The organism is Maribacter zhoushanensis (assembly GCF_029350975.1).
Classification (GTDB): Bacteria; Bacteroidota; Bacteroidia; order Flavobacteriales; family Flavobacteriaceae; genus Maribacter; species Maribacter zhoushanensis.
Genome location: NZ_JARKMR010000001.1, coordinates 415,340 through 427,810 on the forward strand (window position 1 = coordinate 415,340; position 12,471 = coordinate 427,810).

Below are 12,471 nucleotides of genomic sequence, written 5' to 3' on the forward strand. Positions count from 1 at the left end.
ATAATTGATGTCGTATTTCAATTTGTAGAAAACAAAAAATCCTGCACAGTGGCAGGATTTTTAAATTATGTTAAGGTTTACTATTCTTGAATATCTAACTTCAAGTTCAATTCTTTCAATTGTTCGTTATCAATTGGGGCAGGGGCATCAATCATTACATCTCTACCACTGTTGTTTTTAGGGAAAGCAATAAAGTCTCTAATAGTTTCTTGTCCGCCTAAAATAGAAACAAGTCTATCTAAACCAAATGCTAGTCCGCCATGTGGTGGTGCACCGTATTGGAATGCATCCATTAAGAATCCGAATTGTGCTTTTGCTTCTTCAGGTGTGAAACCTAAGTGCTTGAACATGGTTGCTTGCATATCCTTATCATGTATACGAATAGAACCACCGCCTATTTCGTTTCCGTTCAATACCAAATCGTAAGCATTTGCACGTACTGCACCTGGATCAGTATCCAATAATTCTAACTGACCTGGTTTTGGAGAAGTAAACGGGTGGTGCATAGCATGGTAATGTCCAGTTTCTTCATCAAGTTCCAATAATGGGAAATCAACGACCCATAATGGTGCGAATTCGTTAGGTTTTCTTAAACCTAGTCTCGTTGCCATTTCCATTCTCAAGGCACTTAATTGCGTTCTTGTTTTATTGGCATCACCAGAAAGTACGCAAATTAAGTCACCAGATTTAGCTCCTGTTGCTTCTGCCCACTTGATTAAATCTTCTTGATTGTAGAATTTATCAACGGTAGATTTAAAGCTTCCGTCTTCATTACATTTTACGTAAACCATTCCGTTAGCACCAACTTGTGGGCGCTTTACCCAATTTACAAGAGCATCTAATTCTTTTCTAGTGTAAGATGCTGCACCCGGTACGGCAATAGCTACTACCAACTCTGCGGAATTAAACACTCCGAATTCTTTGTGTTGGGCAACGCTATTTAATTCAGCGAATTCCATCCCAAAACGAATGTCTGGCTTATCATTACCATATTTAGACATGGCTTCATCATACGTCATTCTTGGGAATGAATCTATTTCAACACCATTAACTTCTTTTAAAAGGTACTTGGTTAAGTTTTCGAATACGTTAAGGATATCTTCTTGCTCAACGAAAGCCATTTCACAATCTATTTGTGTAAACTCCGGTTGTCTATCGGCACGTAAATCTTCATCTCTAAAACACTTTACTATCTGGAAGTATTTATCCATACCGCCAACCATTAGCAATTGCTTAAAGGTTTGTGGCGATTGTGGCAAAGCATAAAATTGCCCTTCGTTCATACGGCTAGGTACAACGAAATCTCTAGCACCTTCTGGAGTAGATTTTATTAAGTACGGAGTCTCCACTTCTATAAAGCCTTCGCCAGATAAAAATTTACGAACTTCCATAGTTACCTTACTTCTAAAAATAAGATTGTTCTTAACAGGGTTTCTACGGATATCTAAATACCTGTATTTCATACGAAGGTCTTCACCACCGTCGGTTTCATTTTCGATAGTGAACGGCGGAGTCTTAGATTCGTTTAAAATGGATAATTCAGAAACCAAAACCTCAATATTACCTGTTGGAATATTAGCATTTTTAGAAGCTCTTTCAATGACCTCACCTTTAATTTGGATAACAAACTCTCTACCTAAGTTTCTTGCTTGCTCCAATAATTCTTTTGAAGTACGGTCTTCATCAAGTACTAATTGTGTAATACCATAGCGATCACGTATATCTACCCAAACAACAAAACCTTTGTCCCTTGTTTTGGAAACCCACCCAGATAGGGTAACTGTTGTACCAATATGTGATTCTCTTAATTCCCCGCAGGAATGGCTTCTATACATAACTTGTGCTTTAATGAAAGGGCAAATTTAAGAAGTCTATTTCATTATAGGTCTATATTAAACGCACGTTTTATAGGATGACCAGTTTGGTGGATATTAAATTGTATTTTGCTTAACTATCTTAAAAACAGGTATATATGTTTTCAATGTAAATTTAATGTTATGTAAAAGTTACCTAAACATTGATTAATTGCAAAATAATTGTATCTTTACCTCGTTAGAGAATTGTAAAATAATAATCCCCAAAAAAAATATATCATGAAAAAAATACTAATTATAGCTGTAATGGCATTGTCTTTAGGAGCATATGCTCAAGTTGATCCTACTTTTGAAAAAGAAGGAGATAAAGTAAAAGCTACTTACTTTCACGCAAATGGAGAAAAGTCTCAAGAAGGATACTTCTTAAATGAGAAGTTAGAAGGTGAATGGAAGATGTTCAATGAAAAAGGAGACAAAATTGCTATGGGTAATTATGAGAACGGTGTTAGAACCGGTACATGGTTATTCTGGGAAGGTGATGTAAAAAGCGAAGTAAGTTTTGACAACAATAGAATAGCAAGTGTTTCTAAAGCAAATGCAAAAGATCCTGTTGTTAGTAATAAGTAAAAACTAACTAACTCAAACAAAAAGCCCGTATCTATTTGATACGGGCTTTTTTTTATGGAATTAACTTAGGTGTATTACGCTACACTTTCAAGTTGTTCGTTAGCATCATTGCCTTTGTTTCCAAAACTGCTGAACTTGACTTTAATACGATATACTATGTTGAATAGTACAGGTACAATTATTAACGTTAAGAAGGTTGCAACCAGTAAACCAAAGATTACTGTCCATGCCAATGGTCCCCAGAATATTACGTTGTCACCACCTATATAAATATGTGGGTTAAACTCAGAGAACAGGGCAAAGAAATCTATGTTAAGACCAATTGCAAGTGGAATTAATCCTAAGACCGTGGTAATTGCAGTAAGTATTACCGGTCGTAACCTTGCCTTACCACCAACAATCATAGAATCTGTTGCATCTTCCATGGTTAAAAGATCACTGTCTTCAATACCAAGGCGTACCTTTTTACGATCTATTAGAATTTGGGTGTAATCGAGCAGTACCACTCCGTTATTTACTACAATACCGGCTAATGATATAATACCCATCATGGTCATCATGATAACGAAAGACCATCCGGTAATCATCAACCCTCCAAATACACCGATAAAACTTAAGAAAATAGCGATCATGATGATTAATGGTTTAGATATGCCACCAAATTGGAAAATTAAAATAAGCATAATCAATCCTAATCCTGAGAAAAAAGCACCTACTAAGAAAGCTTGTTGTTTTGCTTGCTCTTCCAGTTGACCGGTATAGTCAATTTTAACGGTAGCAGGAGTTCCATCAAAACTGCCCATTTCATTTTGTATCTCTGCGACAATAGCACCTGCATCTGTAAATCCAGGTTTTAATCCGGAGTAAATAGTTACTACTCGTTTGCCATCACGGTGTTTAATAGCACTATAACCAGATGTATTCTTCTCTTTTGCTACAGCAGAAATCGGAATTTCCTTAATCTGCCCATTAGAAGGGTCTCTAAAAATGATGTTCTGATTGAATAGCGCGCTTTTGTTATACCTTAAATCTTCATTGAATCTGATGTTAATATCATAATCTTCACCATCTTCTTTATAAACACCGGCTTTTTCACCAAAAATAGAACGTCTTAATTGGTTACCTACTTGACCAACGGCAACACCTAATTCACCGGCTTTTTCGCGATCTACAATAACTTGCATAGCTGGTTTGCCTTTGTTTACATCAATCTTTAACTCTTCAATACCTGCAATATTTTTGGTGTTGATGAAGTTTTTAATGTCTTCGGCAGTATTGATCAGCTCGTCATAATCATTGCCTTCAAGCTCAATGTTAATAGGAAAACCAGCTGGCGGTCCATTGGCATCTTTCTCTACAGATATAGCAACACCAGGATAAATTCCTTGTAATGCGGCTTGCACACGACCACGGATATCTTCGGTATTTAAACCATTACGGTATTTGTATTCACTGAAGTTTACGGTAACTTTTCCTTTATGTGGCATTTCTGCAGAAGAACCACCATCTGTAAGTGGATTACCGGCACCTTCACCTACTACTGATACGGCTGAGGCCATCATAAAATTCTCACCATCTTTTTGGTACATATCATCATTCATGATAGCGTACACCTGATTTTCTACCTCTTTGGTAATCTCATTGGTTTTCTCAATTGATGTACCTTCAGGATACTCCACATACACGTAGATTTCATTTGGTTTGTTATCAGGGAAGAATTCAATTTTTGTACGACCGCTACCAACAGACATACCAAATAGCATGAATACACCAATCAACATTAAAAATGTAATACCAAAATACCAATATACATTGCTACCTCTTAAGGCATGCTTTAAACGACGCTCATACCAATTTTCAAAGCGAGCCATAGTTTTCTTTTGAAACCTAATGGCAGAACCTTTAATAATGTATTTATAAGCCCAGAACATGATTGCGGTTAATATCAATACCGATCCCAAACCGCGCATAGCACCGCCAAAAATCAATATTAAAGCTCCTAATCCGCCCATAATTACGCTCATTCTGATCAGTTGCTTTAAGGTAAGCTCCTTTTCGTCTGTACTCATGAATTTAGATACCAACATAGAGTTCATGAAAATTGCCACGAATAATGAAGATCCCAATACAACCGATAGCGTAATAGGGAAGTAAATCATAAACTGCCCAAAAATTCCAGGCCATAGACCTAATGGAACAAACGCTGCCACTGTTGTAGCTGTAGATATAATAATAGGGTAGGCAATTTCACCGATACCTTTTTTAGCAGCTTCAATTCTAGACATGCCCTCGTCCATTAATCGGTATACGTTTTCAACCACTACAATACCATTATCTACCAACATACCAAGCCCCATAATCATCCCAAAGAGAATCATGGTATTCAACGTATAACCTAACCATGAAAGAATTACAAATGACATGAACATGGACATAGGTATTGCGAAACCAACGAACAGTGCATTTCTAAAACCTAAGAAAAACATTAAAACGGTTACTACCAGAATAATACCGAAGATGATATTGTTTACTAAATCATCAACCTGGTTTAATGTACGGGTAGAAGAATCATTGGCAATAGAGATATTTAAATCTGGCGGAAAGTAATCTGCTTTTTCCTTCTTTACCAATGCTTTTATCTTATCTGCTGCCGAGATTGAATTTCTACCTGCTCTCTTTTTAACATCGAGCATAACTACGTTTTCTCCAAATTCACGTGCATAGGTAGTTTTGTCTTTTGACTGAAAGTTTACAGTCGCTATATCTTTTAAGTATACGGCACCGTTTTCAGATTTGACCACAAAATTGTTCAATTCTTTAGGATCTTCAACTTCACCTAAAATACGGATGGTACGTCTTTGACCAACAGTTTTTAAGTTACCGGCAGACATGGTCATGTTACCATTGCTTATGGCGCTAATAACATCTTGAAAGCTGATTTTAGCAGCCATCATTTTGTAAATGTCAACACCAACTTCTACTTCTAAATCTTGTGCACCACGTATGTCTGCTTGCTTAATTTCAGGCAAGTCTTCTACTTCATCCTGTAAATATTCAGCAAACTCCTTTAATTTCTCTACAGGATAATCACCTGTAAAGTTGATATTCATAATTGGTACTTCTTCAGAAAAGTTAAGGTCAAACACATTTGGTTCTACTTTGGCACCATTGAAAGTAGGCCAGTCTTCACTAGCTTTTTCACTATCTACCTCATCTTTTACCTTTTGTTTTGCCTGTTCAACGGTAATATCCTCATCAAACTCTATAGTTAAAATGGCATAATCTTCTTGTGATGTTGAGGTGATTTCAACAACATTACTAATGTTCTTAAGCCTATCTTCTAAAGGGTCTGTAATCAGTTTTTCAATATCTTCAGCAGTGTTACCTGGGTAAGGTGTACTTATGTAGATTTTGGTTTCTATAATCTCTGGAAAATCTTCTCTCGGCATTGCCATATAGGCACTAAAACCTAACCATAGAAATATGGCTATCATGACATAAATAACCGAAGGGTTATCAATGGCCCAAGACGATATACCGAATTCCTTATCGGCGTTCTTTTGTACTTTGCTCATCGATATTTATTTTTTGATTTTTACTTTTTGACCATCCTTAACACTTCTGGCACCTTCTTTTATAATTTGGTTGCCATCTGCTAAACCAGATAATACTTCAATATTTGCACCTTGTGTTTTACCGGTTGTAATAACACTTCTTTTTACTAAAGCTTCACCATCTGCATTTGGCTCTTCTGCTACAAACACATACTGCTCGCCATCTGCATTTTCAGATATTATACTAGTTGGTATTAAAATGGCATCATCACTTGTATAATCGTTTATAGCCACCTTTGCCGTTAAATTTGGTTTTATTTTACCTTCTTTGTTCGGTACAGGGATTTCAACTTCAAAAGAACGGTTAGAAGGATTGATGAAATTGCCTGTCTCTCTAATTTTAGTAACAATACTATCCCCTAAAACAGGAAAATATACCAATGCTTCTTTTCCTTTGGAAACACTTCCTAGATAAGATTCTGGTACTTCTACTTCAATGTACATGTCAGATAGATTTACAATACGAAAAACCTCAGAGCCTGGACCCGGCGCAACTACTGTACCTTGATTTTTTATTACATTGTCAATGATACCTGAAAAAGGAGCATTAATAGTAGATTTTCCTAATTGACTCTGTGCCTGTGATACCATGTTTTCGGCAGCTTCATAATTAGTTTTTGCTTGTAAGAACTGTATTTCCGAACCAATATTCTGATTCCATAAACGCTCTTGACGTTCAAAAGTAGTTTTAGCTAATTCAGCTTGCGTTTTCAATTGACTTAATTGGCTTGACATACCACCATCATCAATAGTTGCCAATACCTGACCTTTAGAAACTTTGGCACCTTCTTTAACATAAACCCTTTGTAGCGTACCCGCCATTTCTGGGTAAATAAGAACATTTTGTTTTGTTGAAACATCGCCCTGTAATTCTAAAAAGTGATTGAATACTTCTTTCTTAGCCGTTAAGGTATTTACCAAAGGTAGTTTCTCTTCGTTGCCTAAAATACCTATTGCAGAATCTAAAGATTTTAATTGGGCATCGATAACTTTTTGCTGAGCTGTAATTTCATTCTTTTTTGCTCGTATAGCTTCCAGATTTTGTTGGGCTATAATATCTGCTACCGATTGCTCGCCGTCTCCACACGAGTAAATGCCTATGGTTGCAGTCAATAAAATTAATATTTTCTTCATGATTGTATTTTTAATGATTGATTATTTAGTCTTTGGTATTTATGATGATCTCTAGCTCGGTCTTTTTATTAATAACCTCAACCATAGATTGTAAGAATTCTTGTTGGGTAGTGTACAATTGGGTCTGGGCCTGTCTTAACTCAAAACTAGTGGCTAAACCTTCTTTATATTTTATTTGGTTTTTATTTTCAATACGTTCCGATAGCATTAGGTTTTGCTTTGCAGTATCATAATTGTCAATAGCTAATGTGTAGTTATTCTTTGCATTCTCTAATTGTAACCTAATCTGTTGCTCTGCTTCTGTTAACTGTGTTTTTGCTTTTTCTAAAGCAATTTTGGCACGTTGTGTACTTGCGCTTCTTTTTAAAGAACTGAATATTGGGATATTTAGATCTAAGCCCAGTATAGAAGAATCGAACCACTGTTGGTCTCCGCTAAAAAAATCAAAGCTCTCTGAATAAGCAGAACTACCATAGTTGATGTATGCATTTAATGTTGGTAATGCACGGCTTCTTGCCAATTTCCATTCAAAAAAGCGTTGTTCGTTTAAATTTTCCGCTAATTTGTAATCTACGTTGTCTTTGATATTAAAATCAGTACTTAGAATGCCTAAATCCATTTTAGACATGGTCAAATCTTCTAGTTTTTCTTGTAGTTGTGTTGGTGCGTTAAGTTCTAGCCCCATACTTACATTCAACATTTGTAAAGTAATTTCCTTTAGTCTAAGTGCATTTTGCAACTGATTTTCAACTGATGATAGGGTTATTTGAAGTTGATCAACACTTTCTTCATCTCCTAATCCGTTTTCAAACAATTTTGAAGTTTCGTAAAGTGTTTTTTCAAGCGTTTCTTTATTTTTCTTAAATATTTTTACACTCTCTTCTGCCAGTAGAACATTACCGTATGCTTCTACTACTTGTTTTCTAACATCTAGGTCTGTTTTCTCCTTGTTGTAGTCGCTATAACTTAAGAAAGCCTTGGTAGCCTGTACACCAACAATGTACGATCCATCAAAAATCTGTTGAGTCAACGTAGCGGTTGCGCTCATTGACTGCGGTTGAGAGAATACTACTGGTATAAATTCTCCTGCTGCACCACCAACCAACTCAGCTGGTAATAATGTTACAGGCTGTTTTAATTGATTTGAGTACCCTACAGATCCATTAATTTGGGGTAACCCTCCTGCAATTGTTTCCCATTTCTGTTTTTGGGCATCTATAATATCTCTATTTGCATTTATGGCTGAATAGTTATTTTCTAAGGCAAAATCTATTGCCTCATCTAACGTAAAGGAGTAGGTTTGCTCTTGTGAATATCCTAAGCTTATACTTAGAATTGTAATTAAGATTACTAGTTGATTTCGCATTATTCTTGATTTGAATTGATGATGTTGTTTAGTATTGCTTTACCCTTAGGAGTGACAATTCCTCTTAGGTGATATTCTAAAAATGAGTCCATAAGTTTACCTATTGGAAATTGGTCTAGAGGAAAAATGTTCTGATCCTTTATACTGTTCATGCCGGTGAAATATATTCTGGCAACAAACTCAGGGTCAATATTGTCTCTAAACAACCCTTGTTCTAAACCCCTTTCTACATTCAATAATACGCAGCTATGCATTTTATCAAATTGCATCAGTTTAAGGTTTTTATGAATTTTAGGGTAGTACTTCATTAATTGGTACTGCGGAGAACTTTTCTCATCATTTAAATGAGCCATTACATACTTTTTAATTTCATATAATTCTTCTATGGCGTTTTTCTCCATTGCTATAATTAAGTCTATACCATCACTTAAGTGGCAAAACTTATTCATTACACAATCTTCAACCAATGAAGTTTTATTACTGTATTCGCTGTAAATGGTTTTTTTAGACATGCCTATTTCATTGGCAATATCGTCCATGGTAATACTCTTAAAACCACGTTCTAAGAAAAGCTGTGATGCCGTATCCCTTATTTTTTCCTTCATAACGGTGGCAAATATACACCAGGAAACTTTAAAAACTACAAAAGTTTCCAAAGTTTTACAATTTATTAATGCAGTACGGTTTTAATTAACTTATGGCTACAGTTACTTATTATGGATATAACCATGCATTAGCATATGTCATTTTAGCAAAAAAAGTAGAGGTGTTAATTTCTGTAGTAAGTTATTGGTTTTCAATATCAATTAAAATTGATAAGAGAAATTTCAAAGCCAATTTCGCTATTGAGGTAAAAGATGATAAAGTCAGTAGCTATTTTTTTCTTTTAATTAAAAAATATAGGGCAGTAAATAGAAGTAAGGCACCAAGAAGGTACAAGAGATCAGAAGTTTCTTTTTTCGGTTGATTAATCTCTATGATATCTAATTGCTGATTAACATCAACATTGGTTAAAATTTGAGTATTACCACCTGTCCAATTCACAATAACAGAATCTATTTTCTTATTTGCTCCCAAACCAAAATGTGCAATGACCGAATTTTGAGATAAATGACTAGATCCACCGCCATCTATTTCTCTAATTGTTCTTTTTCCATTGGCAACAAGTGTAACACGAGAGCCAATACCATTAGCTTCAGAAGTAACACCTTTTAATGCTACTTTTAGCCAATTACCAGTTGCAATGTCATTTCTAAAAAGACGGGTAGTAGATGCTATAGGGTAATTGAGAATTGGTTGTTGATTTACCACCAACAAATCCATATCGCCATCATTATCCATATCAAATATGACTGAACCTCTACCAATTCCGTAATCATTAATAGCTAGTTCTCTTCCTTTTTCAGTGTACGTGTTTTCATTGTTCTCAAAAAAGAAATTGCCCATTGGTGTACAATTGGGGTTTAAATCACCATTAGAAACAAACAGGTCTAAATCTTCATCGTGATCAAAATCGGCAAAATTGGCGCCCCAACTAATTGCTAAATTGTAGGTGCCCAGTTCTTTTGCTTTATCTACAAATGGGTTGCCATTACCTTGGTTTTCCATAAGCATATTGAACTTGATGTTGGTAATGTAATAATCCATCCACCCATCGCCATTATAATCACCTACGGCAGCTCCCATGGCGTTAATTTTCAAGTCCATTTCGGTTTCTTCACTTACATCGTCAAATTGGTCATCGGGATATTCATTTTGGTATAAAAAATTAGGTACTGCTTTATAGCCAAAATCTTGATTCACCAATAGGTCTTGATCTTGGTCATTATCATAATCAGTGAAAACGCCACCAAAGCCAAAACCTTTATGACCTAGACCATATTTATCATATATATTCTCAAAGCTTTTACCGCCTTCATTTTTTAGTAAATAGCTCCTAGCCGTTTGATTGGCACTAACTATGGTGGCATCTTTTATAATACCTAGTTTACCCGTAAATTCTTGAAAATAATTACCCACAAATAAATCTGGATATCCATCTGCATCTATATCACCAAAACTTGGCCCTGTACTAAAGGAATTTAAGTCTTCTAAACCATATTCACGAGTTACATCTTTAAATGTAGCGTCTCCATTATTCAAGAATAATAGGTTTTTGGCTCTTGGTATTATACTCTTTCCGTCTGTAGTGGTAATTGTGGTAATGAACAGGTCCCTATAACCATCTTTATTGATGTCTGCGCTTACCACACCTTGTGTAACATAATCATTTGTAATCTCTAGACCTGATCCTTCAAAAACATCTTTAAAAGTACCATTGCCATTGTTATAGTAAAATCGATCAGATTTTATACCACTCGTTATATAAAGGTCTTCAAATCCGTCGTTATTATAATCAAAAACGGTTACTCCGCCACCAAAAGTTCCTTCGTATACCTCATACTGGTGTTTTATGCCAGCATCTTCGGTTACATCAATAAATGTTTGTTGTGCATTGGCAACCCATCCACAGAAGAATAGTTGTAGACCTAAGATTTTTATAAATGATACTATATTATTTTTCATTTGTATTTTTCCATTCTAAGGCGTAAACATTTTTAGCTATCTCTACACCTTTCTCTAAACCTACTTCGTTGTCTAATTCTGTATGGATTCCACCATAAAACCTTGAATCTGCAGTTTCTAGTGCGGCATCCCAAAAGGTGTTGAATGACCGTATTACAAAATCAGTTTCTTTGAGTTCATCGCGCTCCCTGCCTTCATGAGCTTTATCTGTAAATGTGAATTCTTTTCCGAAATTGTGTTCTAAAACCGTTGCAGCGGCAGCTGCTTGTATGGCATGTCCTGACGGAAAAGATGGAAAAGGTGGATCAGGCCAAAAAGACTCCCATTCTTCATTAATATATTTTGGTATAAAGGTATTTGGGCGTTCTGTAAAAAACTGATATTTCCATTTCCAACAATTCACGAAAGCATCTGATACTGCCATGCCTACTTGAGCATAGGTTTTGGCACTTTCAATAAGTGATATGTCGTGACCTTCTATTGCCAAGGTGGCAAAATAATAAGAGTGCCCGGGCGGAGTAAAACTCACGTCTGGATCATCTCCCCACCAAATAGCAGCTTCTTTTTCTAGCTGTGTCAGTTCTAAATCTTTGAGATAAACATTTTCAAATTGCTTATAATATGGGGAACCGGGGGTAGTGTCATACGGGATCATTTTAGGGTCTTCAAGCTCTTTGTTCGTAGAAGCAAAAGTTCTATTCTCTCCCCAATGTGGATGCAATGGGTGATGGCTAAAAGACTGAGCAAATAATGGTGGCTTCCAAGAACCAGGTCTGTCTGGGTGCACCATGGTTTTATCAAAATTTTTCAAATATCCTCTATGACCGCCATCTGTTTTAGACCATTCAAAAATAGTACGTGCAACAGATTTGCCAAATTCTACGGAACGTGAAACTGTTTCTTCATCTAAGCCATCTTGAAATTGAGTAAAAATCACTTGCTCAAGAGAATCTATTTTTTGAATATTTTCTGTGGATGTTTGAACGTAAATGTTTTTTAGTATTTCTGATTGCCCAGCATTTAATGCCAATACCCAATTATATTCTTTAGAATCATCAGCCAAAGGAAGCGTGTTTAACCCTACCAATTGTCCGTTCATTGATTTGTATTCTGGGAAGCCCTGCACCATACTTTCATACATAGTAAGCCCTGTATAACCAAAAGCTCTAGATGCAAAAGTTGGCGAATTTGATGGTGTATATCTTGTAATGAACAAGGTCATATTTGCCCATTCTATAGCAACTTCTTTATCGCTCAGTTTTGGTTGTTCCTTGGTGGAACATGCTGTAAATAGCAATAAGAAAAGTGATAGAGTTATGGTTATATATAATGGTTTTTTAAAAATAATCAT

8 protein-coding genes are annotated in these 12,471 nt (G+C 35.7%); 1 reads left to right on the plus strand and 7 read right to left on the minus strand.

Annotated features, from left to right (window positions below):
• Positions 1-80 precede the first annotated feature (80 nt).
• Positions 81-1,835, minus strand: coding sequence for an aspartate--tRNA ligase (gene aspS, locus PXD56_RS01830; RefSeq protein ID WP_276491650.1), 1,755 nt, complete (start codon positions 1,833-1,835; stop codon positions 81-83).
• Positions 1,836-2,093: 258 nt separating this feature from the next.
• Between aspS and PXD56_RS01835 the strand changes: the two genes are divergently transcribed.
• Positions 2,094-2,441, plus strand: coding sequence for a toxin-antitoxin system YwqK family antitoxin (locus tag PXD56_RS01835; protein ID WP_276491651.1), 348 nt, complete (start codon positions 2,094-2,096; stop codon positions 2,439-2,441).
• Between the two features lie 74 nt (positions 2,442-2,515).
• Here the strand turns inward: PXD56_RS01835 and PXD56_RS01840 are convergent, their stop codons facing one another.
• The 6 genes from PXD56_RS01840 to PXD56_RS01865 all read right to left on the minus strand — a co-directional run bounded on the left by PXD56_RS01840 (position 2,516) and on the right by PXD56_RS01865 (position 12,471).
• On the minus strand, positions 2,516-6,016 hold the full coding sequence (locus tag PXD56_RS01840; RefSeq protein ID WP_276491652.1) for an efflux RND transporter permease subunit: 3,501 nt from the start codon (positions 6,014-6,016) through the stop codon (positions 2,516-2,518).
• A gap of 6 nt (positions 6,017-6,022) precedes the next feature.
• Positions 6,023-7,189, minus strand: a complete 1,167-nt coding sequence (locus PXD56_RS01845) for an efflux RND transporter periplasmic adaptor subunit (protein ID WP_276491653.1) — start codon at positions 7,187-7,189, stop codon at positions 6,023-6,025.
• A gap of 25 nt (positions 7,190-7,214) precedes the next feature.
• A complete protein-coding gene (locus tag PXD56_RS01850) occupies positions 7,215-8,555 on the minus strand; it encodes a TolC family protein (protein WP_276491654.1) in 1,341 nt (446 codons plus the stop codon).
• A complete protein-coding gene (locus PXD56_RS01855; RefSeq protein ID WP_276491655.1) occupies positions 8,555-9,160 on the minus strand; it encodes a TetR/AcrR family transcriptional regulator in 606 nt (201 codons plus the stop codon). Before PXD56_RS01855 ends, PXD56_RS01850 begins: the two co-directional genes overlap by 1 nt.
• A 268-nt stretch (positions 9,161-9,428) precedes the next feature.
• Positions 9,429-11,120 (minus strand): CRTAC1 family protein, encoded by a 1,692-nt coding sequence (locus tag PXD56_RS01860; RefSeq protein WP_276491656.1) that lies wholly within the window; start codon positions 11,118-11,120, stop codon positions 9,429-9,431.
• Positions 11,110-12,471, minus strand: a complete 1,362-nt coding sequence (locus PXD56_RS01865) for a phosphatase PAP2 family protein (RefSeq protein WP_276491657.1) — start codon at positions 12,469-12,471, stop codon at positions 11,110-11,112. Before PXD56_RS01865 ends, PXD56_RS01860 begins: the two co-directional genes overlap by 11 nt.